The organism is Pseudomonas sp. HMSC063H08 (assembly GCF_001813645.1).
Classification (GTDB): Bacteria; Pseudomonadota; Gammaproteobacteria; order Pseudomonadales; family Pseudomonadaceae; genus Pseudomonas; species Pseudomonas aeruginosa.
Genome location: NZ_KV813635.1, coordinates 93,647 through 118,608, shown reverse-complemented (window position 1 = coordinate 118,608; position 24,962 = coordinate 93,647). Strand labels below are relative to the sequence as shown.

General features: G+C 69.0%; 24 protein-coding genes. 8 read left to right on the top strand and 16 right to left on the bottom strand.

Annotated elements, in window-relative coordinates; all coding sequences use genetic code 11:
• Positions 1-3: 3 nt before the first annotated feature.
• The 4 genes from HMPREF2924_RS33315 to HMPREF2924_RS33300 form a co-directional block, all read right to left on the bottom strand.
• Entirely contained in the window at positions 4-243 is a 240-nt protein-coding gene (locus HMPREF2924_RS33315; protein WP_003088895.1) for a metallothionein, read from the bottom strand.
• Between the two features lie 19 nt (positions 244-262).
• The gene (locus HMPREF2924_RS33310) at positions 263-478 is read right to left on the bottom strand and encodes a PLDc N-terminal domain-containing protein (RefSeq protein ID WP_023094745.1); all 216 of its coding nucleotides are present in this window, start codon (positions 476-478) and stop codon (positions 263-265) included.
• A 75-nt stretch (positions 479-553) separates the two neighbouring features.
• Positions 554-3,076 (bottom strand): DNA ligase D, encoded by a 2,523-nt coding sequence (gene ligD, locus HMPREF2924_RS33305; RefSeq protein WP_023094746.1) that lies wholly within the window; start codon positions 3,074-3,076, stop codon positions 554-556.
• 17 nt (positions 3,077-3,093) lie between these two features.
• Positions 3,094-3,483 carry a response regulator gene (locus tag HMPREF2924_RS33300; RefSeq protein ID WP_003088884.1) on the bottom strand — a complete coding sequence of 130 codons (390 nt, stop codon included), beginning with the start codon at positions 3,481-3,483 and terminating at the stop codon, positions 3,094-3,096.
• A gap of 248 nt (positions 3,484-3,731) precedes the next feature.
• Here HMPREF2924_RS33300 and HMPREF2924_RS33295 point away from each other — a divergent pair, with 248 nt between their 5' ends.
• Positions 3,732-4,256 carry a hypothetical protein gene (locus HMPREF2924_RS33295; protein ID WP_003132178.1) on the top strand — a complete coding sequence of 175 codons (525 nt, stop codon included), beginning with the start codon at positions 3,732-3,734 and terminating at the stop codon, positions 4,254-4,256.
• A gap of 25 nt (positions 4,257-4,281) precedes the next feature.
• On the top strand, positions 4,282-4,731 hold the full coding sequence (locus HMPREF2924_RS33290; RefSeq protein ID WP_003088873.1) for a DUF421 domain-containing protein: 450 nt from the start codon (positions 4,282-4,284) through the stop codon (positions 4,729-4,731).
• Here HMPREF2924_RS33290 and HMPREF2924_RS33285 read toward each other — a convergent pair.
• The 8 genes from HMPREF2924_RS33285 to HMPREF2924_RS33250 all read right to left on the bottom strand — a co-directional run bounded on the left by HMPREF2924_RS33285 (position 4,709) and on the right by HMPREF2924_RS33250 (position 13,669).
• Complete coding sequence (locus HMPREF2924_RS33285; RefSeq protein WP_003132181.1) at positions 4,709-6,073, bottom strand: cation:proton antiporter; 1,365 nt, start codon at positions 6,071-6,073, stop codon at positions 4,709-4,711. The genes HMPREF2924_RS33290 and HMPREF2924_RS33285 overlap by 23 nt on opposite strands.
• 28 nt (positions 6,074-6,101) lie before the next feature.
• Positions 6,102-6,626: a DUF4142 domain-containing protein gene (locus HMPREF2924_RS33280; RefSeq protein ID WP_003088871.1), complete on the bottom strand. Its 525-nt coding sequence runs from the start codon at positions 6,624-6,626 to the stop codon at positions 6,102-6,104.
• 140 nt (positions 6,627-6,766) lie between these two features.
• Positions 6,767-7,624 (bottom strand): EAL domain-containing protein, encoded by an 858-nt coding sequence (locus HMPREF2924_RS33275; protein WP_023094747.1) that lies wholly within the window; start codon positions 7,622-7,624, stop codon positions 6,767-6,769.
• Positions 7,621-8,334 (bottom strand): fimbrial biogenesis chaperone, encoded by a 714-nt coding sequence (locus HMPREF2924_RS33270; RefSeq protein WP_003113635.1) that lies wholly within the window; start codon positions 8,332-8,334, stop codon positions 7,621-7,623. Before HMPREF2924_RS33270 ends, HMPREF2924_RS33275 begins: the two co-directional genes overlap by 4 nt.
• Positions 8,324-9,685 (bottom strand): fimbrial protein, encoded by a 1,362-nt coding sequence (locus HMPREF2924_RS33265; protein ID WP_003088866.1) that lies wholly within the window; start codon positions 9,683-9,685, stop codon positions 8,324-8,326. The genes HMPREF2924_RS33270 and HMPREF2924_RS33265 overlap by 11 nt, the downstream gene beginning before the upstream one ends.
• Positions 9,682-12,300 (bottom strand): fimbria/pilus outer membrane usher protein, encoded by a 2,619-nt coding sequence (locus HMPREF2924_RS33260; protein ID WP_003088865.1) that lies wholly within the window; start codon positions 12,298-12,300, stop codon positions 9,682-9,684. The genes HMPREF2924_RS33265 and HMPREF2924_RS33260 overlap by 4 nt, the downstream gene beginning before the upstream one ends.
• A complete protein-coding gene (locus tag HMPREF2924_RS33255; RefSeq protein ID WP_003088863.1) occupies positions 12,284-13,030 on the bottom strand; it encodes a fimbrial biogenesis chaperone in 747 nt (248 codons plus the stop codon). The genes HMPREF2924_RS33260 and HMPREF2924_RS33255 overlap by 17 nt, the downstream gene beginning before the upstream one ends.
• 87 nt (positions 13,031-13,117) lie before the next feature.
• Complete coding sequence (locus tag HMPREF2924_RS33250) at positions 13,118-13,669, bottom strand: fimbrial protein (RefSeq protein WP_003120281.1); 552 nt, start codon at positions 13,667-13,669, stop codon at positions 13,118-13,120.
• 853 nt (positions 13,670-14,522) lie between these two features.
• Here HMPREF2924_RS33250 and HMPREF2924_RS33245 point away from each other — a divergent pair.
• From HMPREF2924_RS33245 to HMPREF2924_RS33235, 3 genes are read left to right on the top strand one after another with little or no spacing between them, the layout of a single operon-like run.
• Entirely contained in the window at positions 14,523-15,749 is a 1,227-nt protein-coding gene (locus HMPREF2924_RS33245; protein WP_003088855.1) for a phosphoadenosine phosphosulfate reductase, read from the top strand.
• Positions 15,746-16,258 (top strand): GNAT family N-acetyltransferase, encoded by a 513-nt coding sequence (locus HMPREF2924_RS33240; protein ID WP_016561858.1) that lies wholly within the window; start codon positions 15,746-15,748, stop codon positions 16,256-16,258. The genes HMPREF2924_RS33245 and HMPREF2924_RS33240 overlap by 4 nt, the downstream gene beginning before the upstream one ends.
• Positions 16,176-16,811: an IbrB-like domain-containing protein gene (locus HMPREF2924_RS33235; RefSeq protein ID WP_003132199.1), complete on the top strand. Its 636-nt coding sequence runs from the start codon at positions 16,176-16,178 to the stop codon at positions 16,809-16,811. The genes HMPREF2924_RS33240 and HMPREF2924_RS33235 overlap by 83 nt, the downstream gene beginning before the upstream one ends.
• A gap of 35 nt (positions 16,812-16,846) precedes the next feature.
• On the opposite strand, the gene HMPREF2924_RS33230 is transcribed toward HMPREF2924_RS33235, so the two are convergent.
• The 4 genes from HMPREF2924_RS33230 to HMPREF2924_RS33215 form a co-directional block, all read right to left on the bottom strand.
• Entirely contained in the window at positions 16,847-18,295 is a 1,449-nt protein-coding gene (locus HMPREF2924_RS33230; RefSeq protein ID WP_003132201.1) for an aldehyde dehydrogenase family protein, read from the bottom strand.
• A 21-nt stretch (positions 18,296-18,316) separates the two neighbouring features.
• Positions 18,317-19,954 (bottom strand): GMC family oxidoreductase, encoded by a 1,638-nt coding sequence (locus HMPREF2924_RS33225; RefSeq protein ID WP_003132203.1) that lies wholly within the window; start codon positions 19,952-19,954, stop codon positions 18,317-18,319.
• Between the two features lie 104 nt (positions 19,955-20,058).
• Entirely contained in the window at positions 20,059-20,991 is a 933-nt protein-coding gene (locus HMPREF2924_RS33220) for a LysR family transcriptional regulator (protein ID WP_003088848.1), read from the bottom strand.
• A gap of 36 nt (positions 20,992-21,027) precedes the next feature.
• On the bottom strand, positions 21,028-22,164 hold the full coding sequence (locus HMPREF2924_RS33215; protein ID WP_003132207.1) for an SRPBCC family protein: 1,137 nt from the start codon (positions 22,162-22,164) through the stop codon (positions 21,028-21,030).
• A 125-nt stretch (positions 22,165-22,289) separates the two neighbouring features.
• Here HMPREF2924_RS33215 and HMPREF2924_RS33210 point away from each other — a divergent pair, with 125 nt between their 5' ends.
• The 3 genes from HMPREF2924_RS33210 to HMPREF2924_RS33200 all read left to right on the top strand — a co-directional run bounded on the left by HMPREF2924_RS33210 (position 22,290) and on the right by HMPREF2924_RS33200 (position 24,900).
• On the top strand, positions 22,290-23,195 hold the full coding sequence (locus tag HMPREF2924_RS33210) for a LysR family transcriptional regulator BsrA (RefSeq protein ID WP_003132209.1): 906 nt from the start codon (positions 22,290-22,292) through the stop codon (positions 23,193-23,195).
• A gap of 147 nt (positions 23,196-23,342) precedes the next feature.
• Positions 23,343-23,771: a nuclear transport factor 2 family protein gene (locus tag HMPREF2924_RS33205; protein ID WP_003088837.1), complete on the top strand. Its 429-nt coding sequence runs from the start codon at positions 23,343-23,345 to the stop codon at positions 23,769-23,771.
• Between the two features lie 16 nt (positions 23,772-23,787).
• On the top strand, positions 23,788-24,900 hold the full coding sequence (locus tag HMPREF2924_RS33200; protein ID WP_003132210.1) for a DUF2855 family protein: 1,113 nt from the start codon (positions 23,788-23,790) through the stop codon (positions 24,898-24,900).
• Positions 24,901-24,962: the final 62 nt, after the last annotated feature.

Sequence of the window (24,962 nt, the reverse complement as noted above, 5' to 3'; positions counted from 1 at the left end):
TCCTCAGGGCGAGATCGGGTCGCTGGCGGGAAAGGTCTCCTTCAACGCGTCGTCCAGCTGGCGATCCTCCGCCACCTGGGGCCGGGTGGTGCCGCCACAGGGGCAATCGGCGTCGCCACACGGCTCGCCCTGGGGGTGGCCGCTGGCGCAGGCCGCGCAGCAATAGTGCTGGCCGTCGCGTTCGACGGCATCGGCGCCGGGCTGGCAGGTGCATTTGGGACAGGCACAGGTTTCGCTATTCATGGGCAGTCTCCAGTGGGGTTCACTTGCTGTGTTCCGGTGAGGTCACCGGGCGCAAGCCACGGGGGCCGGTCCAGCCCCAGAGGACCAGGCCGAGCATGGGCAGGAGCAGGATCAGCAGCGACCAGCCGAGCTTGCGACTGGCGGAGCTGTCGCTGCGGAGCACGCTGTTGATGGCCCAGGCATCCACCAGGAGCAACAGGACCAGCAGCGCGAGGATCAGGTAGGCGGTATCCATCGGGGGCCTCCTCGGCATCTCGTTGCACGGTGGAGGCCCTGTGCGCCGGGGGAGTTCCGCCTTTTTCGCGGACGGTCAGCCGCGCCCGAGCTGGCGCCGCATGGCCGCGCTGATGCGCTGGCGGGTGCCGGCGTAGTCGGCCCAGGGATCGTCGCCGGCGAGTTCGTCGAGGCGCTGCGGCAGACTGCGCAGGTTCCATTGGTTGGCGCCCTGCAGCGAGTCGAGTTCCTCGCGGAACACCGGTACCGACACCGGCAACCCTTCGCGGGCGCGCACCGAGTAGGCGGCCACGGTGCTGGCGCCGCGGCTGTTGCGCAGGTAGTCGACGAAGATCTTGCCGACCCGGTTGCGCGGCCCGGAAACCGCCGAGAAACGCTCCGGCATCAGGCGCGCCAAGTGCTGGGAGATGGCCTGGGCGAAATCCTTGACCTCGTCCCAGCCATGCCGGCGCTCCAGCGGCACCAGCAGGTGCATGCCCTTGCCGCCGCTGGTCTTGAGGAAGGCGCGCAGGCCCAGCTCGTCGAGCAACGTCAGGCTCAGCTGGGTCGCTTCGAGCATGCGCTTCCACGGCAGCGCCGGGTCCGGGTCGAGGTCGAGGACGAAACGGTCGGGCCGCTCCAGGTTGGCCAGGCTGGCGTTCCAGGTATGGAATTCGATGCTGCCCATCTGCACCGCGCCGACCAGCGCCTCGGCGCTGCGGATCTGCAACAGCGGCGGATGACCGGGATCGAGCGCCGGGTCGAGCTGGACGATGCCGGGGATCTTCAGGCGCGCCGCGTGCTTCTGGAAGAACAGTTCGCCGCCGATTCCGTCGGGACCGCGCACCAGCGACACCGGGCGCTCGCGCAGGTCGCGCAGGAGCAGGTCGGCGTAGCGCGCATGGAACTCGGCGAGTTCCAGCTTGCTGGCCTGGATCGACGGGTCGATCAGCCGCTGCGGATGGCTGATGCGCACGCCGGCGGTGGCCGCCCGCGACGCACCGGCGCCGGCCTTGCGCGCGCCGCGCAGCGACGGCGGGCCGGCGGGACGCTCGCCGGTCACCTCGCGCGCCGGCTTGTCTTCGCGCAAGCCGTGGAACACTGCCTGGCGGATGATCCCGCCACGGGTCATCTGCGCATAGGAAACCTCGCACAGCTGTTGCGGGCGCACCCACTGCACCGACCCGGTCTCGCGCGCCGGCGGCACCTTCGCCAATGGGCTGGAGCGGACCGCGAGGGGTTCCAGGCGCTCACGGACCTTCTTCAGGCTGGCCGCGGTGAAGCCGCTGCCGACCTTGCCGGCATAGCGCAGCCGGCGCTCCTCGTCAGGGCTGTAGAGGCCGAGCAGCAAGGCGCCGATATGCCGGCGAGAGCCCTTCGGCTCGGTATAGCCGACGATCACGAACTCCTGGCGCAACTGGCACTTCAGCTTGATCCAGTCGTTGCTGCGGCGCGAACGGTAGGCGCTGCCCAGACGCTTGCCGATCACGCCTTCGAGACCGAGCTTGCAGGCGCTGGCCAGCAGGTCGCGGGGGTCTTCCGCGAGCGTCGCGGAGAACCGCAGCGGGTCTTCGTCGCGCCCTTCCAGCAGCGCCTCCAGGCGCGCGCGGCGCTCCTCCAGGGCGACATCGCGCAGATCCTCGCCTTCGTGGTACGGCAGGTCGAAGAGGACGTACAGGATGTTCTCGCCGCGACCTTCCTCGAAGGCGTTCTGCAGGGCCTGGAAGTCCGGTCGACCCTTCTCGTCGAGGACCACCAGTTCGCCGTCCAGCCAACTGCGCTGCAGACCGAGCCCGGCCAAGGCCTTCTCCAGGTGCGGCAGGCGTTCGGTCCAGTCATGGCCGTTGCGGGTCAGCAGGCGCACGTGGCCGTCTTCGATGCGGCTCATCAGCCGATAGCCGTCCAGCTTGAGTTCGTAGGCCCACTCCCCTCGCGGAGGCTGCTCGACCAGGCTGGCCAGCTCGGGGGCGATCCATTCGGGCATCGGCGTCTTCCCCCCGCTCTTGCCGCGTCGCGCCGGCCTGGCCGCGGGCGTGGCGGCTTCGCCATGGCGGGGCAGCAGCGTACGCTCGCTGAGCACGCTGTCGGGACGCTCCTTCAGCACGTCGAAGCGATCCAGGCTGCGCGCCTCGCCGTCCTTGGCCTTGACCAGGAACCACTGGGGCTGCTTGCCGCGCAGGTTGGTGCGGATCAGGTGCCAACGCCCGGAGAGTTTCTCGCCATCCAGGGCGAAGCTGAGATGGCCCTTTTCCAGGCCCTCGCGCGGATCGTCCAGAGGCGTCCAGGCGCCTCGGTCCCAGACGATGACATCGCCGGCGCCGTAGTGCCCCTGGGGGATGCTGCCTTCGAAATCGGCATAGTCCAGCGGATGGTCCTCAACCTGCACCGCGAGCCGCTTCACCGCCGGGTCGAGGCACGGCCCCTTGGGCACCGCCCAGCTCTTCAGGGTGCCATCCAGCTCCAGGCGGAAGTCGTAGTGCAGGCGGCTGGCGTCGTGCTTCTGGACGCAATAGCGGAGCAGACCGGTGCTGTCCTTGCGAGGCTTGCGGCCGCTGGGCTCCGGGGTCTGGCGGAAATCGCGCTTGCGGGCGTACTCGGCGAGCGGCTTGCTGCTGGGCATGGCGGGCTCCTCGGTGGTCAGACGCCGGGGCAGACCGGCGCGCTGTGCAGGACCAGGTCGATGGCTTTCCCCAGTTCTTCCAGGGTCACCGGTTTGAGCAGCACCGGATAGGGTGCCGCCGGGTCGATGCCGACGCGAGCGCTGTCGCTGAGCAGGATCACCCGCATCCGCGGGCGCACCGGCAGGCTGGTTTCGATGAGCATGCTGCCGCTCAGAGGACCTTCGAGCTGCTCGCTGAGCAGGAACAGGTCGATCACCGCGTCCGAGGCCAGGTGGTCGAGGGCTTCGTCGCGACTCGCCGCGCTGAGCACCGCGTAGCCTCGATCGAGGAGGAATTCCTCGATCCGCCAGAGCTGGTCGGCGTGTTCTTCGAGGACCAGGACGATCTTGTTTTCTCCGTTCACCATGGTTCTCCCTGTCGGATTGTCAGGAAGGCTTCGCTGCAAGGTTCGCGCCGTCCGCCCCGCTTGCGCCGGAGCAGCGTGACCACGGCGATTGGGCGCGGGCTGATCGCAAAGTGCGATCAGCAGAGTGCCCGGAGGGCGCCTGTTCATCGTGCAGATTGCCCGATCCGCGCCGACCGCTGGTAAGCCCGCCGGCACCAACCGCGTCGACCGGGGTCCAGCCTGAGAGACCGCGAGCGAAGGAGCCAGCCATGCGCCCTGCCCCAGAAGACGCCGCAGACGATGCGTTCGACCAGCGCGAGTATCCGATCCCGGAGCGCCTGGAAAGCCAGCGCCGCGCCTGGCGTTTCGAACGGGCGGGCCTGTGGGTCCTGCTCGGGGTGATCCTCCTGGCGCTGACCGGAGTGTTCGCCGGCGGGCCTCTGAGTTCGCGGACGCTGGTCAGCGACAGCGGCAGGCTGACCCTGGCCTACGAGCGTTTCGAACGCAGCGGCGCCGCCAGCCGCCTGCGCATCGATCTGCGCGGCGCGCCGGGCACCGAGGTTGGCGTGCGCCTGGGCGGCGGACTGCTACAGGCGCACGGCATCCAGAGCCTGCAACCGCAACCGCTGCGCAGTCACAGCTGGCGGGGTGGCCTGGAACTGGAGGGAAGGCTCGACGAAGACGGTCGCCTGAGCCTGTTCCTGACGTTGTTGCCGAACCAGCTCGGCGAAGTCGCCAGTCGACTGGAGTTCGCCGGCGAAAGCCTGGCCTTCGACCAGTTCATCTACCCCTGAGTCATCCGTTCCGAGGAGGCGCACGATGGATTCCGTACTGCGAGCCGCCGCGCTCTACCTGGTCCTGCTGGTACTCTTCCGCATCGCCGGGCGGCGTTCACTGACCGACATCACCACCTTCGACCTGCTGCTGCTGATGATCATCGGCGAAGCCACCCAGCAGGCGCTGCTGGGCGACGACTTCTCGCTGGTCAACGCGGTACTGGTGATCATCACCCTGATCGTCATCGACGTCGGTCTGTCCCTGCTCAAGCTGCGCCATCCGAAGCTCGACACCCTGATCGAGGGCTCGCCGACGCTCATCGTCGAGTACGGCAGGCCATTGCACGCACGCCTGGCCGAGGCCCGCCTGCGCGAGGAAGACATTCTCCTGGCCGCCCGCGAGACCCAGGGCCTGGAACGCATGGAGCAGATCCGCTTCGCCATCCTCGAGAAGAACGGCAAGATCTCGATCATTCCCGATCGCGGCGACTGACGCTGCGCGCGTGGCGCATCAGCAGCGGCTGGATGCTCAGGCCGTGCACGCAGATGCTCAGGGCGACGAGGCTCAGCACCAGGTCGCTGGCGGTATGCGCGAGCGCCGTAGGCAGCCCCTGGTTCAGCGCGTAGCTGAGGTAGTACAGGCTGCCGATGCCGCGGATGCCGAACCAGCCGAGCAGGCGCCGCTGCGCCGGGTGCATCAGCCGCCGGCCGACCAGCAGCCAGACCATCGCCGGCCGGCACACGCAGAACAGCAGCAGCGCCAGCGGCAGCGCGCGCCAGTCCCAGTGCTGGTAGAGCATGGCGCCGAGCAGGGTCACCAGCAGCACTTCCAGCGAGCGCTCCAGCAGGTTGCCGAAGGAGAGCACGTCGAGCATCACCGCGCCGGCTGCCACCTTCGGGTGTTCGCTGCGGTCGGCGCCATACTCGATGGCGCCGCTGGCCTGCCCGGCCTCGCGCACGTCGGCGGCGGCCGCCTGCGCCTCGGCCGGTGCCGAGGCGTGTCCCAGCGTCGCCACCTCGGCGTGGCGCAGGCCGATCCCGGCGGCGAAGCTGGCGAGGAAGCCCCAGCCGCCCAGCGCGTCGGCGCCGACATAGGACAGCGCGATCAGCGCCAGGGCGAGGAAGTCGTTGGCCGACACCGAGGTGTCGGTGTGCCGCGCCCGCAGGTGGATGGCCAGGCGGCCGAGGCCATGGCCCAGGCAATAGCCCACCAGCAATCCGGCGGGGATGGCCCAGAGGACGTCGCGCAGCAGCCAGTCCAGGCCGCTGCGGTCGAACTCGCCAGGCAGGCCGCCGCCCTGACCGATCAGCAGCAGGGCGGCGATGACGAAGGGAAAGGCGATGCCGTCGTTGAGTCCCGCCTCGCCGGATACGGCGTAGCGCAGGCGATCGTCGTCGCCGGCGTGGTTGACCTGGATGTCGCTGGCCAGCACCGGGTCGGTGGGCGCGAGGATCGCCGCGACCAGCAAGGCCAGCCCCCAGTCCAGGCCGAACAGGAAATGCGCGCCCAGGGTCAGGCCGAGGATACAGCCGAGCAGGACCGGTCCGGCCAGCAGCCAGGCGGCGGTCCAGGCCGGCGAGCGCAGCAGCAGGCGCAGCTTGAGGCCGCCGATGAACAGCGAGATCAGCAGGGCCGCCTCGGCGAGGTGTTCGAACCAGCCGCTGATGTCCGCCAGGCCACTGCGCCAGGCATGCAGCCCGGCCGGGCCGATGGCCAGGCCGAACAGCAGGTAGAGGAACGAGGTGCTGACCGGCAGCAGGCGCAGGTAGGCCGAGGCCAGGCCGAGCGTCAGCAGGATGCAGCCCAGTACCAGCAACCACAGGCTGAAGCTCATGCCTGGCCAGGCTCCGCCCGCGGGGGCGTTACTTGGATGGGTGCGCCTTGGCCAGCGCGCGGGCCATTTCCAGGTGGTGCTTCAGGGCCGGCAGGTGGGTCTTGGCGAAGGCCTGCAGTTCCGGGTCGGTGAGGTTGTCTGCGGCCTGGGTGAAGAGTTCCACGGCTTTCTCGTGGGCCGCCACCTGGTTGTTGGCGTAGGCCGGGTCGAAGGAGGCGTCGCGCAGGTCGAGCAGGGTCGCCTTGGCCTTGTCGGTCAGGCTGGCGTCGTCTTCGACCTCCAGTTTCTTGCGCTCGGCCAGGCTGCGCAGTTCGGCGTTGACCTTGCCGTGGTCGTCGATCATCTGCTTGGCGAATACCTTCACATCGGCGGCGGTGCTCTTTTCCAGCGCCATCTTGCCGGCTTCGATTTCCGCCACGCCGGCCGCCGAGGCCTCGCTGACGAAGGTCTGTGGCGCGGTCTTGTTCATGTCCTGGGCGTTGGCGAAAGGCAGGGCCAGGACCAGCAGGAGCCAGGCGGCTCCCTTGAGGGGAAGGCTGATTGCTCTGTTCATGGTCGACTCCGTTGGCGTGACAGGGAAAAAATGCCGGGACTTCGGCACAACGCACCTCGGCATCGTCGCTGCTGTGACGGCGCCGCTGGCCGACCGTTCAGACTTTTCGCCGACCGTGCCAGGCCGGGCGCCCTCCCCGGTCACCCCTGGCGGCTCGCCAGCGCCTCGATCCGCGCCCGGCTCTTCGGCCGGCGTACGGACAGCGGCGGTTCGACCCGCATCGGCGGCGCGATCGCGTTGCCCTGGAGATAGACGTCCCCGGTCGGCAGCCGGGCGAACGCATCGTCCTCCTCGAGACCTTCCAGGACCACGCAGGGCGCCAGTTCGCGGCACAGGGCCAGCAGGTGGCGCAGCACTTCGGCGCCCTTCGCCGAGCGACGTGCTTCGCGGGTATACCGGCAATCGATCTTGATCACGTCGGGACGGGCATCGAGGACGAAGTCCAGGTTGTTGTGCGCCGCGCCGAAGTCATCTATCGCGATGCGCACGCCATGTTCGCGCAGGCGTCGGATGAACTCCCGGGTCGGGACTCTCTCGCCCACGGCGGTCTCGGTCAGCTCCAGCGTCAGCCGCCGTGCCACCTGCGGACGGGCGGCCAGCCATCGGCAGACGGCTTCCCACCAGGCATCCATCGCCGCGCTCTGGCGCGACAGGTTGCAGGCCAGGCGCAAGGTAGGCTCGGCGTTCAGCCGGTCGAGGACCGTGCCCAGCACGCAGCGATCGAGCAGGCGTATCAGGCCGAGCCGCTCCAGCGCCAGGATCAGTTCCTGGGTCGGCAACGGCGGCTCGCCGCTGGCGGCCGTGACCCTGAGCAGGGTTTCCCGGTAGAGCGGCTCCCATTCCGGATGCCCGGCATGCCGTACGGCCTGCCAGTCCAGGCGCACCCGACCGCGCGCCAGGGCGGCCTGGAAACGCCGGGCCAGGCGCAGGTCGCCGGCCAGGGAGGCGGCAACGGCCGGCGGGTGCTCGTGCTGGCGAGCCTGTGGGGAACTGTTCACTGTAGAGCTTTCCTTTCCTGGCGGCTGACGCCGTTGTCGTCGATCCAGTCGAACGCCACCTCGCCGCGCGTCCCGCCGTCCACCCGCCGCGGCAGGCCGAGGCGTCGTTGCGAGCGCGGAGCCAGCAGCGTTCCGGGCAGATCCAGGCGCGTCTCCCCTATCTCCAGCGCCAGCCCCGCCAGGGACACGAAGTACGGCGTCGGGTTGTCCACCCGCAGGGTCTCGTCGCGCAGCGCGAAGCCCAGTTCGGCGGCCGCGTCCTCGGCGTGCGGATGCAGGCCGTGCGGGCGGTACAGCACCTTCATCTGGGTTCGCAGGGTGACCGTGAGCCGGGGCCGGCCAGCGGCCTCGGCGGTGGCTTGCGGGGGGATCTCGTAGATGTTCAGCCAGTACAGCGATTCGCGATCCCGTGCCTGGGCCTGGCCGGTAGCCAGCAGGCGCAGGCTGCGCTGGCGTCCCGGCTCCAGGCGGAATACGGGCGGCAGCGGCAGGAACGGAGCCAGCGCGGTATCCGGTTCGCCGTCGAGGGCGCCGTCATCGACCCACGCCTGCACCAGCACCGGGTAGGGATTCTGGTTGACCAGCAGCAACGAGGCCTCGCGCTGGCCCTCCACGAACACCAGGCGGGTGCGCTCCGCGGTCACTCCGGCCTCGCTAGTCGGCGCGAGGCAAAGCATGGCCAGCAGCGCGAGCGCGCGCCTACTGGACACGGATAACCACCTGCGCCGTGGCCTCGACTCGCCCCGCCGTGACGCCGGGCTGGCTGCCGAGCGCGAGTTTCTCCAGGCGCGCGCGGAAGGTTTCGCGGTACAGGTCGATGCCGCCGCTACCGCCGTTGGCCTGGGTCGCGCCACCGATGGCGGGGTACCAGCCGGTGGCCTCGGCGTTGCTGCCGCCGGCGGAGTTCTCGTTGGCCAGGAGCGTCATCGGCGTGCCGTCGCGGTAGATGCGGATGCCGACCCCACGGGCAATGCCCGGCTCCCCGTAACGGTCGGAGAGCAGGTAGGACAGTCCGCCACTGGCGTTGACCAGGCCCAGCGCCGGGCTGGCCGCCAGGGCCCCGCTGGACACGCGGATGCCCAGCGCCGTGGCGCCGGCCCCGGTGCCGTTGGTCATGCCGCTCTGGCACTTGAAGGTGAGTTCGAAGGGCGCCTCGCGCACGCCGCCGCTATCGATCTCGGCCAGGGTGATGGGCGGGAACTGCACGTGCGGGGTGACCGTCATCACCGCGCAGGTGGGATAGCGTTTCAGGGTCACGTAGCGGTACAGGCCGATGGCACCCGGCCAGTTGCTGTACCAGCCGCCCCAGTTGCCGCCCACGTGCGCCTGGCCGACGGTCGGCGCGGTCAGGCCCGGCCCCTTGATGGCGATGTAGGCCGCCGGCTGGGTGTAGGAATAGGGCTGCGAGAGGATCGTCGGCGAGTAGTAGCGGATCGCCTCCAGCGGCGCGCTGTACAGCTCGGCGCGTACCGCTGCGAGGTTCTTCGCCTTGACCAGCTGGAAGCCGCGCGAGTCGATGTCCAGCCCGGAGAGCTGGCGCTCCTTCCAGATCGGCGTGATGGTTTCCCCCGTCTCGACGTTGGTCAGGCGCAGCAGCACGTTGGGCCAGGCGGTCCGGTAGGCATCCTGCAGGCCGATGTCGTTGCCCACCGTGTCGGCGCCGGTGTAGTAGCCGCTATAGAGATCGTCGCCGTTGGTAGAAAACATCTCGTAGACGGCGTCCCCGGCGCTACAGCGGAAGAACACCCGCTCGGGGTCGTAGCCGCCGGTGGCGCCGTACTGGGTCAGCGGCGCCACCGCGCTGGCGATGAGCGTCGGATAGGGCTGGAAACTCTCGTCGCTGACGTTGACCACGCTGGGCAGGCCGAGCGAGCCATTGCAGGTGTCGCAGGCGCCGGTCCAGCTGCCGGCGGTACCTTCGCCTGGGCGGATCTGGGTGTTCGAGGTGGTCGTCTCGCTGCCTACCGAGGTGACCCGGTAGCAAGTCGCCTGGCCACTGACGGGAAGCCCCAGCGACACGCCGAGGGCCAGCGCGGGCAGCAGGGGAAGCGTGCGGTTCATCTGGCGTTCTCCAGGTTGGAGTCGGTGGTGGCTGCCCGGCAGGTACCGCGCAGGCGGATCAGCGCCTGGTCGCGAGGCACACCGGCCAGGTCGTAGGGCAACTCGCAACGCTCCTTGCGCGCCGTTCCCCATTGCACCAGCAACCTGCCCCGCTGGTTTTCCGCGCGCGCATAGACCTGGCCGCCCTGCCCGACCATGCCGATGGCCGCCCCGCCGTCGTCGACCACCACGGCGCCGAGCGGCAGCACACTGCCGTCCTCGCGCCGCGCCTGGATCAGCAGCGGATGGCCGGTCAGCGTCCTGAACGTCACGCGCACGCTGGCACCGGCGTAGGGCGCGACCTTGCGCTCGGTTTCCAGCAGTTCGGCGTCGGGATCGATGCCAACGGGATCGAGGGAGATCGGGTTGTAGCGATAGGGCGACAGCGAGGGGGCCAGCGCATAGCCGTTGCCGTCGATGCGCGCGCCCTGCCCGCCGCGTATCGCGGCACCGCTGGCGCCCTTGGCCTCGACCAGGGCGAAGGTATCGCCGACGCTGGGGCCAAGGGTCAGCCCGTCGCGGTGGGCGACCAGCGCGCCACGGATGCCGCCGCTGTATTGCCGGTAGCGATCGCCCTGGGCATAGCCGGCATTCACGGTGGCCAGCGCCGCCTGCTTCTGCAACGTGCCGTTCCAGGTGGTGTCGGCGACCTCGCTGTCGCGGTTGGCGGACAGCGCGTAGCTCCAGGTACGCTCGTCGCCCAGCGTACCGTTCAGCCCGGTTTGCAGGCTGCCGCCACCGCTGTCGCCGGAGCGCCGGGTAGCCATGGCGCTGAGCGTCGGCGCCCGACTGGAAGAACCCAGCGGCATGGAGACGCTGAGGGTCAGGGTGTCGTTGCGCTGGCCGCTGCGCCGGTCGCGCCGGAGCAGCTCGACGCCAGGGTCCTGGTCGCCCTGCTCCTGGTAGTAGGTGGTGGTCTGCCGCGACCAGGCGAGGTTGTAGCTCAACTGCCCCCAGGTGTTGGAGTAGCCGAACTGCAATTGGGTGTCGCGGCTCTTGCCGTCGTAGAAATCGCTGGAGGAGCCGGAAAGATAGAGGTTGCCGTAACCGCCGAGGGCCTGGCTCACCAGCAGGTTGAACTGGTTGCGCTGCTTGTAGCTGCCGGAATCCCAGGTGTCCCCGTGGCGCAGTGCGTCGCGCGAGCCGAGCACGTCGCCGAGTTCGCGGTAGCCTTCGGTGGAATAGCGGTAGCCGGCCAGGGTCAGGGTAGTGCCGGTGGGCTGGAAGGTCCGGCTGTAGTCGAGCCCGATGCGCCAGCCCTGCTTGCGCGCGCCATCCTCGACGCGTGCGCTGGAATAGGTGCTGTTCAGGCCGAAGGCGCCGAAGCGGGTGGCGAGGACGCCGCCGCCCAGCATGGCCAGGTAGTCGTCGGCGACACGCAGTCCCAGGTTGGCGGTCAGGGCGTTGCTCATGCCGCGCTGGTAGGTGAAGTCGGCGAACAGGTCGTCGCCGTCACCGTACTGGCGCGCCTGGCCCAGGGTGAAGCTGTAGCGCGACAGGCCGGGACGCATGGACTCCGGGACCGAGGCGAACGGCACGCTGAAGCTCGATACGCTGCCATCGGCTTCGAACACCTGGACGTCCAGGTCGCCGGCATAGGCGCTGTCGTAGAGATCGTCGATGACGAACGGACCGGGGGCGACATTCACCTCGCGGATCTTCCTGCCGTTCTGGCTGATCACCACCCGCGCCGCGGTGGCCGCTGTGCCGCGCACCTGCGGCGCATAGCGGCGCAGGGACTCGGGCAGCATGCGGTCGTCGGTGGCCAGGCTCAGGCCGCGGTAGCCGATGCTGCCGAGCAGGTTGCCGGCGGTGTAGCTCTCCCCCGCCGTCAGTTCGCTGCGCCAGGCCGGCAAGGCGCGCTGGGCATAGGTGCGGATGCCGTTCCACTTGCGCCTGGCCTGCCCGTTGTAGCGGGAATAGGTGTAGTTGGACTGGTGGCGCAAACGCCACAGGCCGAGGTTGATGCCGCTGTTCAGGCCGACATAGGCGTAGTCCGATCGTCCCGATTCGCCGCCGCGGTAGTCGGAGCGATAGAGGTTGGTGTCGTAGTTGACGAAGCCCATGCTGTCGCCGGCGTCCCACTCCTCGGGGCTGACGTAGCCGCGCGGCTTGAGGTCGAGCAAGGCCTGCGGCACCGAGAGGTCCAGGCGCAGGCGGGCGACGTCCAGGCTGAACCGCGAGCCGGGCAGGCGCGTGTCGAGAAAGGCGCAGTGGGCACCTTCGTCGCTCTTGCGCGGCTTTTCGCCAGGCTTGGCGCCGAGGCGCTGGCGCAGGAAGTCTTCCTCGAGGCAGGGCTCCACCGCGCCGCTGGCGGGGTTGGCGCGGAAACTCACTTCGCTGCGGCTGGCGAAGCGCTCGTTGAGGTAGACATCGACGTGATAGCGACCCGGATCGATCCGACCGTCCTGGTTGAAGCGCGACAGGTCGCCGCCGCCCAGGGAAGAGCCGAGCAACAGGCGATCATCGAATTCGTAGCCGGGCTGGGCATGACCGAAGGCGCTCGCCGCCAGCGCCATGCCGCCCGCCATCAGGGCCGTGCCGGTGCGGCAGCGGCGTTCATGGCGATAGGTCATGACGGATATCCATATGGGCGCCGTAGTCGTTGATCAGCAGCGCGTGCAGGCGCACACGTCCCGGCGGCAGGGCTTCGCGGGTTTCGGCCTGCCATTCGGCATGGCTGCGCGGCTCCAGCATGCCGCTGCGCAAGCGCCAGCGGCGCTGGCCGACGCTGAGCGTGGCGCTGGCGAACGAGGCGTAGTAGCCGCTCGGGTTGTCCACCCGCACCGCCCAGCCGGCGCTGCGCCGGACCAGTGCGAAACGCAGTTGCCCGGGCAGGTCCTCGGGACGGCCCTGGATGCCCGCCGGGCGGTAGAACAGCTTCAGGCGATTGCGCAGCATCAGCAGCATCTGGTTCCGATCCGCATGGCTGCTGTTGCGTGGCGGGATCTGCAGGACGTTGAGATGGAACAGCGATTCGCGATCGCCCGGCAGGCCCTGCCCGGTGTAGACGATGCGCAGCGTCTGGCCGCTGTCCGGGGCCATGCGGAATACCGCCGGGTTGACCAGGAACGGCGCGTCCGCCTGATCCGGCGGCGCGTCCGGGGCGTCGATGTCGACCCAGGCCTGGACGACGTTGGGAAACGCATCGCGATTGCTCAGTTGCACGGTCTTCTCCCGTGCCTCGCCGGGATAGATCACCCGGGTCCCGGTCACCACCACGCTTGCCCGCGCCTGGGCGATGCTCGCCAGCAGGACGAGCAGAAGCGCCGATGTCCTGCCGGATCGGTACGAATGTCTGGGCATGCGGCTTACCTGGCCGGGCACGGTCCAGCGACCGGGCCCGGCTTTAGTGCTGGGAAAAGGAAGGGGCGGCGCATGCGCCGCCGGCATTCACTCGTAACGCAGCGTGTAGGTCACGGCGCCGAGTACCGGACCGGGCGTCACGGTCGCCGCTTCGGAGACGTACTGCACCGCGTAGTCGTAGCTGGTGCTGGTGGCTCCGTTGGCGAGCACGATGTCGCCGGCGGGCACCGCCGCGCCGCCGGCCAGGTCGACCGGGTTGCCGCCGACGCTATCGAGCAATTGCAGCGCCACGCCCGTCGCGCCGCTGGCGGCGGTGTTCACCAGATTCCCGGCGGCGCTGGGGTTGGTGGCCTGGAACAGGGTGGTGAAATGCTCGTCGGCCGTCGGCGCGACGCAATCGGTGAGTTGCAGGGTGAAGGCGGTTTCGCCGGCGCTGCGGCCCACTGCGCCATCGAGGGCGCTCACCGGTACGCTGTCGAGGATCACCGTGGGGTCGGTGAAGCCGTTGACCGCGACCTGGCAGGTCTGGTCGGTCACTTCGCCGCTGAATGTGATAGTGTTTGCCGCCATCGCGGTTCCCGAAGCGGCAATTGCCGCAAAGGCCAATACCACTGCGCATGGGTTCGAAGTTCTGGTCATGCCTATGTTCCTTGTGTGAGGCAATAATCGTCCACCCGCCTTTTATTTCGGCCGGGAACGCGGTAAAGACTCGAACGAGTTCAAATCGATAATCAGTGGTGCGAACCACCGATATAAGTATCCCGTGCACAGGCGTCGAGGTGAACGCCGAACGGCGGACTTATAAATCCGTTCGAGTGCCCGCCATTCGGGGAATTGCCTCGTTTCGCAGGGTACCGCCGCCTCTTCGCGCTATCCGTCGACATTGCAACGCTTGTATTTCCGACTATGGAACTCTGGCATCCCGGCTTCTCTTGCTTGTCTTCGCCAGTTTGGACTTATAATAAAAACCGTCATCCGTGTAATGCATGGATGGTGCCATGCAGTTAACTTCCAAGTTGGAAGTATGCACTTCCCTGTTATTCAACGAATAATTACCGTCGACTTTTCCCAGGCAATTTCCATGTTCACCCGCAGGCGCTTCTCCTTGCGCAGCAAGCTTTTTCCGCCGCCGCTCAGAAGTCCGGTGCGCAGACGAGTGCCAACGGCGGCGTGCGCACTCTCGTTGCAAGTGGGCGCTGCGCCGATGCTGTTCGGAGAATCCGTCTTGCGACAAGTCAACAACTCGAACCACGGCTTCGCCTAGCATTGAAAAAGTTCCTGCACGACAGTTGTCGGGCCTGTTGGTCGTCGCTCTGCCAAGTGCCTGGACATATTTCCGTTATCCACTGATTCGGAGTCCAACGTCGCCGAACGTGCCGGCTGCCGCGACTCTCGAAAAAATAGCCTGGAGAAACTCCGAAACAAACATTGCACATGGACCGTCGTCGCAACGGTCTCCCTCAATAGTTATTAAAAGAAGAGGTTCGCACCCATGGCAGGCAAGCATTACCAGGATGCCGATGTGCATGCCGCAACCCTATCCCGCCTCCGACTGGTATTCCGGAACTTCGAGCGCGTCTGTGTCGCCTTCTCCGGTGGCAAGGACAGCTCGGTCACCCTGCAATTGGCGCTGGACGTGGCACGCGAGTTGGGACGCAGCCCGGTGGACGTACTGTTCATCGACCTGGAGGGGCAGTACCAGGCCACCATCGATCACGTCAGCGAGATGCTCGGGCGTCCCGACGTACGCCCCTGGTGGGTCTGCCTGCCACTCAACCTGCGCAACGCCTCCAGCCTGGAGGAACCCTACTGGTGCTGCTGGGAACCCGGCGCCGAGGCCGACTGGGTGCGCCCGCTGCCGAAGCACCCGGGGGTGATCAGCGACCCGGGGTTCTTCCCCTTCTACCGCTACCGCATGGAGTTCGAGGAGTTCGTCGCCGGCTTCAACGCCTGGCTGTCCAGGGAAGAGCCTACCGCGTTCCTGGTCGGCATCCGTTCGGACGAATCGCTCAATCGCTACCTGGCGGTCAAGCGCAGGAGCCGGGCGAAACAATGCGCCTGGACGCCGCCGGGCGGCTCCGCGCCGCTGGCCTGGAGCGCGCGCGACCGGGCCAACCCGCAGGCGGTGAGCTTCTTCCCGATCTACGACTGGCGTTTCGAGGATCTCTGGCGTTGCGTCGCCGACCACGGCTACGCCTATAACCGCCTCTACGACCAGATGTACCGCGCCGGCGTGCCGTTCTCGCAGATGCGCATCTGCCAGCCCTATGGCGACGACCAGCGCAAGGGCCTCGACCTGTTCCACCGGATCGAGCCACGCACCTGGTTCAAGGTAGTCCGGCGCGTCGCCGGCGCCAACTATGGGGCGCGCTATTGTCGCCAGCGCTTCCTCGGCTACCGTGGCGGCCTTGGCCTGCCGCCCTCCTTCGGCACCTGGCGCGAGTACAGCCAGTTCCTCCTGCGCAGCATGCCGCCGCCTCTGCGCGGCATCTACCAGCGGCGCATCGAGCGTTTCATCCTCTGGTGGAGGCAGCACGACTATCCCCTTGCCATCTGGCCGGACGCGGGGATCCCGGCCCTGGAGAATCGTCGCAAGCAGCCGTCCTGGCGGCGTATTGCGCTATCCCTGCTGAAGCAGGACATGGCCCGCTCGCTGTCCTTCGGCTTCTCCCAGGCCGATATCGACAGACTGGTCCCCGGTCGGGAGAAGCGCTCGTGATCCGCCCGCAAGACTGCGAGATCCTGCAGTGGCGCTCGTTCGACGACGAGGCCGCCTTCTTCGCCAGCATGGGCCGCTTCTTCGCCAGCGCCCGGGTGCGCCGCGAATGCGGCGGCTACCCGCTGAGCGACGGTCCCTACCACCGCTGGTTCGTGCTCCGCCGCCAGGGGGACACGCGGATACTGGGGTTCGTCAGCCTGGAGCAACATCCCGACGTGGTTCGCCTGCGCGATGCCTACCTGCGTGCGGAAGCGCGCGGTCGCGGGCTGTTCCGCACCCTGCGCGAGCGGGTCCTCGGGCATGTCGACCAACTCGGGCTGGCCTGTACCACCCGCGCGCCCCAGGCCTGCGCGCACCTTCTCGAACCGCACGGCTTCGCCGTGCATTCCACCCGGGGTAGCTGGGTGACGCTCATGAGGAAAGCCCATGGCACAGACAAAGACACTGACGGAGCGGGCCGAGGCGCTGTTCGGCGAACTGCACGGGTTGCCGCTTGCCGAGCGGATTGAAACCATCAACCGGATCCGCCGGCTGCTCCACGCGCACAGTCCGTTCGCCGAAGAGCCGGTCGATTGCGTGCAGTGGGTGCGTGCCGAGCGCGTCGCCGGCAACGACTACAACCCCAATACCGTCGCGCCGCCGGAGATGCGACTGCTGAGGCTGTCCATCGAGTCCGACGGGTTCACCCAGCCCATCGTCGCCTATCCGCAGGCCGACGGGCGCTACGAGGTGGTCGACGGCTTCCACCGCCTGCGCGTGGGCAGCGCCAAGGGCGCGCTGCGCCAGCGTCTGCACGGCTACCTGCCGATCGCCGCGATACGCGCCGGGCGCGAAGGCGACAGCGAGCGCATCGCCGCCACCATCCGCCACAACCGAGCACGCGGCGTGCACGGCGTGTTGCCGATGACGGCGATCGTGGTGACCCTGCTCAAGGCCGGCTGGAGCGAGGCCGACGTGGCCCGCGAACTGGGCATGGACAATGACGAGGTGCTGCGTTTCAAGCAGGTTTCCGGATTGCCCGAGCTGTTCCGCGAACACGTGTATTCCCGCTCCTGGGAGTAGCGGGCGGCGCCGTCGGCCGCACCGCTCGCCCAGGCTCAGGCCGCGCCGGTGGTCAGGCTGATGTGCTTGTACTCGACGAAGTCGTCCAGGGCGGCGACCCCGTTCAGCCGGCCGAGGCCGGACTGGCGGTAGCCGCCCTCCTCGAATTCGTCGTAGACCTTGGCCCAGTCGTTGATCCACACGGTGCCGGCGCGGATCTTCCGCGCCACCCGGAAGGCACGCGCGACCTCGCGGGTCCAGACCCCGGCCGCCAGCCCGTACTCGCTGCGGTTGGCCAGGGCGACGCCCTCCTCCTCGCGGTCGAATACCTGCAGGGTCAGCACCGGTCCGAAGGTTTCCTGTTGCACGATGTCCAGGTCCGGATCATCGACCTCCAGCAGGGTCGGACGGTAGAAGGCGCCGGCCGCCAGCTCGCCCTCGGTTACCGGGCCGCCGCGGACCACCACCCGCGCGCCGGCGGCGATGGCCTGGCGTACGGCTCGCTCGACGCGCTCGACGTTGGCCTTGTCGATCAGCGGCCCCATGTCGCTGCGCGGGTCCGCCGCCGGCCCCACGCGCAGGTTTTCCAGGCGCTGCGCCAGGCGTTCGCGTAGCCGTTCGGCGACGCCGCGCTGCACCAGCAGGCGCGAACCGGTCATGCAGAACTGCCCGGCGAACACCGTCAGCGACTTCTCCAGCACGGGCAAGGCGGCGTCCAGGTCGGCGTCGTCGAACACCAGGTGCGGTGTCTTGCCGCCCAGTTCCAGGCCGAAGCGCTTCAGGTGCCGCGCGCCGGCGGCGGAAATCGCTCGGCCGGTGGCGCTCGAGCCGGTGAAGCTGATCACCGGCACCTCGGCCGCGTCGATCAATCGCCGGGCGCCTTCGGAACCCGATTCGCTGAAGATGTTCACCGCCCCGGCAGGCAGCGACGGCGCTTCGGCGATGATCCGCGCGACCAGGGCGTTGGTCTGCGCGGTCTGCCCCGGCATCTTCACCACCGTGGTGGTACCGGCGGCCAGCGCCGGCGCCAGGGAGCGGATCATCAGCACCACCGGTGAATTCCACGGCACGATGATGCCGGCGACGCCCATCGGCTCGCGCAGCACCAGCGACACCACGTCGGGGCGCGGCGTGCCGCTGGCGCCCCGTTCGCTGCGCGCCAGGCCGGCGTAGTAGCGCAGCTTGCCCGGCACCATGCCGACCTCGAAGGCAGCCTCGGGCTTGATCTTGCCGTTCTCCAGGGCAAGCAGGTCGATGAGCGCATCGGCATGCCGCTCGAAGGCCGCGGCGATTTCCTCCAGGGCTGTCGCGCGCAGCGCGTGGTCGTCCTTCCAGGGACCATCTTCGAAGGCGCGCACAGCGGCGGCGATCGCCGCATCGGCCTCGGCCCGCCCGCCGTCGGCGTAGGTGCCGATCGGCTGGCCGCTGGCCGGGTCGAAGGATTGTCCCCGCTGCGCGGAATCGAGCCATGCGCCGTCGATCCAGTGTCTGGCGTGTCCGTTCATCTGCAAGTTCTCCTGGGTCGGTCAGGCGATGCGCTGCGCGAGGTGCTCGGCAACGGCGATGGTGGTGATGTTGGTGGCCACCGAAATGGCATCGGGGAAGATCGAGGCGTCGATCACCCGCAATCCTTGCAGGCCATGCACCCTGCCCTCCAGGTCGACCACCGCCCAGCGCTCGCCGGCGCGGCCCATCGGCGCGCTGGAGGTCGGGTGGTGGTAGGTATCGAGGGTGGCGCGGATGGCCGCTTCGATCTGCGCATCGCTGCGTGCCTCGGGCCCCGGCCCGAGTTCGGCGTGGATCAGCCCGGCGAGCGGTTCGCTGCGGCCTATCCGGCGCGCCAGCTTGACCCCTTCCAGCAACCGCGCGCGGTCTTCGGCCTCGGCGAGGAAGTTCAGGTCGATCAGCGGCGCGACGGCCGGGTCGCGGCTGGCCAGGCGCACGCTGCCCAGCGATTGCGGCCGGGTCAGGGCCACGGCGAGGACGAAGCCGACCCCGGTCGGGCTCATCTCGGCGGGGAACAGGTGGGTGGCGGTGATGTGCAGGTCCAGCTCGCCGTTCTGCGCCCGCGAGCTATGGGTCCAGAGCTTGGCGCCGATCACCGGTGACTGCGCGCCGATACGCTCCGGCCGGGCGGCATAGGCGTTGTAGTAGAACGGATGGTCCTTGAGCCGGCGGCCCACCGGCAAGTCGGCAAGCAACGGGATCGACAGCGCCTTCAGCTCGTCGGCCGGGCCGACACCGGAGCGCAGCAGGATCGCCGGGCTGCCGTAGGCGCCGGCGCTGAGGATCACTTCGCCGGCGTGGATTTCCTCGCCGGAGGCCAGGCGCACGCCCACCGCGCGCTTACCTTCGAAGAGCACCCGGTCGACCAGCGCGTCGCCGCGGATCGACAGGTTGGCGCGGCCGCGCACGGCGTTGTCGAGATAGGCCATGCCGGTGTTGACGCGCACACCGTTGACGACATTCATCGGGTACGGCCCGACGCCGTTGGCGTCGGCGCCGTCGAAATCGGCGATGGCCTTGAAACCGTTGGCCAGGGTGGCGTCGACGAAGGCCCTCTGCATCGGCGAGAGATCGGCGCGGCTCAGTTGCCGCACCGGCAGCGGTCCGTCCCCGCCGTGCAGGGCCGGGTCGCCGCCCTGGCGGGTCTCCAGGCGGCGGAACGCCGGCAGCAGGTCGTCGTAGGACCAGCCCGGCAGGTTCCAGCGGGCGAAGTCTTCGCGCCGCGCGCGGATCGCCACCGCGCCGTTGATCGCCGAGCTGCCGCCGAGGACCTTGCCGCGGATCGCATGGATCGGATGCCCGATCGCCCCCGGTTGGGACTGGTAGCCCCAGTCGCTGGCGGGGTCGCCGCCGACGCTGTCGCTGCTGGCGATGATCCTGGGGTAGTCCCAGGCCGGATAGGCCTGGCCGGCTTCCAGCAACAGTACCCGGCGGTCGCCGCGCTCGCTCAGGCGCCGGGCGAGGACCGCGCCGGCGGAGCCGCCGCCGACGATCAGCACATCGATCCTGCCGCCATCGAAGGCCTTGCGGGGCGTTTCCGCCGTGGCGCTGGCCACGCCGGGCGCGCCGCCGAGCAGCGAGCCCAGGGCGAGCGCGGCGGAGCCGGCGACGGTCTGCGCCAGCAAGGTGCGGCGCGCCGGGTTTTCGGGTTGGTGCATGGGGTTCTCCCGTATCCAGATCGATTGACGGGAGCAACGCTATGCCCGGCGCGCCCTCGGCGACAGACAGCGGAAGGCGAACCGCTGGTTCGGTTTTTCCGAACTCAGCCCGGCGGCAACAGGCCACGCTCGATGAGCGCGCGGTCCCAGGGCGCCGGATCGCCGATTTCCTCTTCGAGGAACTGGCCGAGGACGAGGATCTTCCGGGGCGTCCGTTGGGTCTTGCGGTAGACCACGGAAACCTGCCCGCCGTCCGGCGAGTAGCCAGGCAGGACCGGCAGCAGCTCGCCGGCCAGCAAGGCATCGGCGGCCAGGAAGCTCGGCAGGATCGCCAGGCCGAGCCCGGCGCGCGCACCTTCGAGCAACTGGTGCCCGGAGTCGGTGCGCATCCTCACCCGGATGCGGAACGAGGCCGGTTCGCCGTCCACCGGCAGACAGAGCATGCCGCCGGGCTCGCGGTTGTAGTAGACCAGCCCGTCGTGCGCCTGTAATTCCTCGGGATGCTGCGGCACGCCATGCCGCGCCAGGTAGTCGGGACTGGCGCAGAGCAGGTGGCGGTTGGCGGTGATCGGCCGCGCCACCAGGCAGGAGTCGTCCAGCCGGCCCATGCGCAGGGCCATGTCGAAGCGCGGTTCCTGGAGGTTGACGAAACGATCGTCGGCCTGCACGTCCACCCGCAATTGCGGATGGCGCTCGGCGAAGCGCGCCAGCAGCGGCGCCAGGTAGCGCGGAGTGAAGGCCAGCGGCGCGGAGAGGCGCAACTGGCCGCGCAGGTCGTCGTCGGCGTCGAGCACCGAGGCTTCCGCCTGCTCCAGCTCCTGTAGCAGGCGGCAGGCGTGTTCGTAGTAGGTGCGACCGGGGTCGGTGAGGCTCAGCGGCCGGGTGCGGTTCAGCAGCACCCGGCCCAGGCGCCTCTCCAGTTGCTGGATACGCTGGCTGACTTGCGACTTGGTGGTGCCCAGGCGGCGGGCGGCTTCGGAGAAGCTACGGGCGTCGACCACGCTGACGAAGGTGGTCATTTCGGCAAACTTGTTCATCGGTGTCCTTCTGCGATCCGCCCCCGCGGCCCTCGATCATACGCTTTCCGCCACCGCTATCCGCGCCTCGGCGACCCGGCGCAGGCGCTGCATGGACTCCTCCGACTCGCGTTCGATGCGACGGCGCAGCAGGAACAGGTTGGCCAGGCGCATCGACCAGCCATCGAAGCGGTATTCCAGGGTGCGCACGAAGCGGGTGCCGGCCGCGCTCGGCTGGCATTCGTAGCTCAGGCGCAGGTGCAGCCCCCGGTCGCCACGGGCGTTGGCGCGCCACAGGTGTCCCGGCTGGTACTCGACCACCGTCCAGGACAGGTGCCCGGCGCGGCCGCCGGCGTGGATGTCCTCCTCGAAGCGCGCGCCGGCCGGCAGCGGGCCCGAGGCGCCGTCGACCCGTAACGACGAGGGATGCCATTCCGGCCAGAGCCCCGGGCTGGCGGCGTAGGCGAGGGTCGCCTCGGGCGCGCGGGCGATCTCGATCTGGTGCTGCATGCGGGTCATGGCGCGCTCCTCGGCGGGTTCCGCTTCCCAGTGGAGGGTGCCGTAGCACCAGTCCATCAACGGGAAGACCAGGTTGAAGTTGTGCGTCTGCATCAGCTCGCGACGGTGATGCAGTTCGTGCAGGCGGCGCATGTGGCGGATCCACGGCAGGCGGCTGAGCGGATGCTCCGGCGGCAGGTGTTCGCAGGCGTGGAAGATCTCGTAGCTGAGGTAGCCCAGCAGCAGGGTCGCGGCGAACAGCGCGGCGAGGTTGTCGTTCAGCAGGCCGAGCAGGCTCCAGGCGAGCAGCGCGCCGAGGCTGAAGACCACCACCAGCCAGGCCGGGAACAGGATCACCCGCCAGTCGCGTGCCTGTTCGTAGCGCATCTGGCCGGCGACGAAGAAGCTGTGGTGGTCGCCGGTATGGCGCTTGTAGAACATCCGCCCCAGCGGGTGCTTGTGGTGGCCGAGGGACTTGTGGATGCGGTACTCGCCCCAGTTGAAGAACACCAGCGCGGCCGGCACCGTCAGCCATTCCAGCAGGCTCGGCTGCTCGAGCCGGGAGAGGAAGAAGACGATCCAGGCGCCGCCGTAGGCGAGGACGAAGCCGGCGTGCAGCCAGGGGTTGTAGCCGGGCCGGATGGCCGCGCGGTACTGCTGGCGAAAGGGTTGGGGATCGAAGGACATGGTCGGCATCTCGCGTGTGATTGTTATTGGCTGGGCCGCGAACCGGGCCGATCCGCCGGGGCGGAAGGGCTTGCATTCGAGTGTAGCGATGCCAGTCTTATCAGGGTAATGGATAAATAGAATGAGGATTATTCATGAAGCTGAACTTGCAGCAGCTCGACCTCAACCTGCTTCTGGTCTTCGATGCCCTGATGCGCGAACGCAACCTGTCGCGCGCGGCGATCCGCCTGCATCGCAGCCAGCCGGCGGTGAGCAACGCCCTCGCCCGCCTGCGCGAACAGCTCGACCAGCCGCTGTTCCGGCGCACCGCCAAGGGCCTGGAACCCACCGCCGCCGCCCTCGCCCTGTACGTGCCGGTGCGCCAGGCCCTGCATCTGCTGCAGGCCGGCCTTGGCTCCCAGGAAACCTTCGATCCGCACACCGCGCGGAGCTTCCGCCTGACGATGAACGACTACGCCCAGTTGCGCCTGCTGCCGGGCCTGGTGACCCGCTTGAAGACCCTGGCCCCGCGGGTGACGCTGGAGGTGCGGCCCGACGAAGGCGCCTCGATCCCGGCGCAGCTGGCCAGCGGCGAACTGGACCTGGCGATCGACTACCTGTACTTCGACGAGCCTGAGCTGGCCTACCGGCCGGTCGGCGAGGAACGCCTGGTGGTGATCGGCCGCCAGGGCCATCCGGCCTTCCGCGGCGGCCTCGACCGCGCCGCCTACGAGGCCGCGCAGCACGTCTCGATCCTGCCGCGGGTGGGGCGCGGCAGTCCGCTGGAGATCGTCCTCGGCTCGGCCAGGGTGCAGCGCCGGGTGCAATTGCTGGTGCCGCACTACCTGACCATCCCGGCCATCGTCGCCAGCACCGAGCTGCTCGGCACCGTGCCGCGCCGCCTGGCCGAGCGTTTCGCCGGCAGCCATGGTCTGCAACTGGCGGACGTCCCCTTCGAGATGGCCCCGGTGCAGGTCAACCTGATCTGGCATCGCCAGCAGGAAGCGACGCCCGGCCTGCAATGGCTGCGCGAGCAGATCGTGCAGATCGAACAGGGCTGAGTCGCAGGTTGCGCGCCAGGATCAGTCTTCCGTCACTTTCGATCATTGAGCGAGGCCTTTCCCGCGCCCTATGGTGAGGCTGCGCCCCGCTGCCGGTCCCCGGCCGCCCCGGGGATACAGTCCAGCACCCGCCAGAGGAGCCACCGTATGACCAGCCTGCCGCTCGAAGCCAACGCCGCCGCCACCCTCGCCGAATGGCACGGGCTGATCGCCCGCCGCGACCTCTCCGGGTTGCCGCGCCTGCTGCATCCCGACGCCGTGTTCCGCTCGCCGATGGCGCACAAGCCGTATGCCGGCGCGCCGGTGGTCTCGATGATCCTGAATACCGTGCTCACGGTCTTCGAGGATTTCGCCTATCACCGCCAGTTGGCCAGCGCCGACGGCCGCAGCGTGGTGCTGGAGTTCAGCGCGCGGGTCGGCGAACGCGAACTGAAAGGCATCGACATGATCCGCTTCGACGACGACGGCCGGATCGTCGACTTCGAAGTGATGGTCCGCCCCATGAGCGGCCTCCAGGCCCTCGGCGAGGAAATGGGCCGGCGCCTGGCGCCCTATCTGGCCGCGAGCAAGGCCTGAGGCGGAGGAACCTGCCATGACCCGCATCACCGAAGTCGTCGTCGAGCGTCGCCAGCTCGCCACCGCCGCCCTGCGTACGCGCAACCTGCCCGCCCCGGAGGCGCTGGCGGAAGGCCAGGCGCTGCTGGCGGTCGACGAGTTCGCCCTGACCGCCAACAACGTCACCTATGCCGCCCTCGGCGATGCCCTGCGCTACTGGGAGTTCTTCCCGGCCGGCGAGGGGCTGGGCATCGTCCCGGTCTGGGGCTTCGCCGAGGTGCTTGCCTCGCGCTGCCCGGGGGTCGAACCGGGCGAGCGCTTCTATGGCTACTATCCGATGGCCAGCCACCTGCTGGTCGCGCCGGCGCAGGTCCGCGGCAGCGGCTTCGTCGACGCCAGCGAGCACCGCCGGAACCTCCCGTCGGTCTACAACCAGTACCTGCGCTGCAGCAGCGACCCGCTCTACCGGGCCTCCGACGAGGCCCTGCAAATGCTCCTGCGGCCGCTGTTCACCACCTCGTTCCTGCTCGACGACTTCCTCGCCGAGCATGCCTTCTTCGGCGCCACCGACCTGCTGCTGAGCAGTGCCTCGAGCAAGACCGCCATCGGCCTGGCCTTCCTCCTCCAGCGCAATCGTGCGCAACGCGGCCAGGACTACCGCATCGTCGGCCTGACCTCCGCGGGCAACCGCGCCTTCGTCGAAGGCCTGGGCTGCTATGACGAGGTCCTGGCCTACGACCGCCTGGACGCACTGGACGCCAGCGGAGACGCGCTGAGCGTGGATTTCGCCGGCAACGGCGCCCTGCTCGGCCAGTTGCACCAGCGCCTGGGCGACCGCCTGCGCTACAGTTGCCTGGTCGGCGCCGCCCACTGGGACCAGCGCGGTGGCCTGCCGAAGGCGCTGCCGGGTCCGACGCCGAAGCTGTTCTTCGCCCCGGCGCAGGCGGAAAAACGCCTCAAGGACTGGGGCGGCGCGGCGTTCCAGGCGCGCCTGGCGGAAGTCTGGGGCGAGTTCTCGGCCTTCGTCGGCGGCTGGATCCAGGTCCGCCACGGTGTCGGCGGCAGCGAGGTGCTGGAGGTCTACCAGGACCTGCTGGCCGGGCGCTCGGCACCGCAACTGGGCTACATCCTTTCCCTCGACGGCGGCTGAGGCCGCCGTTCTATACTGCTGGACGGAGGTGGCGAACCCGTCGCGAACGACGAAGCGGGTTC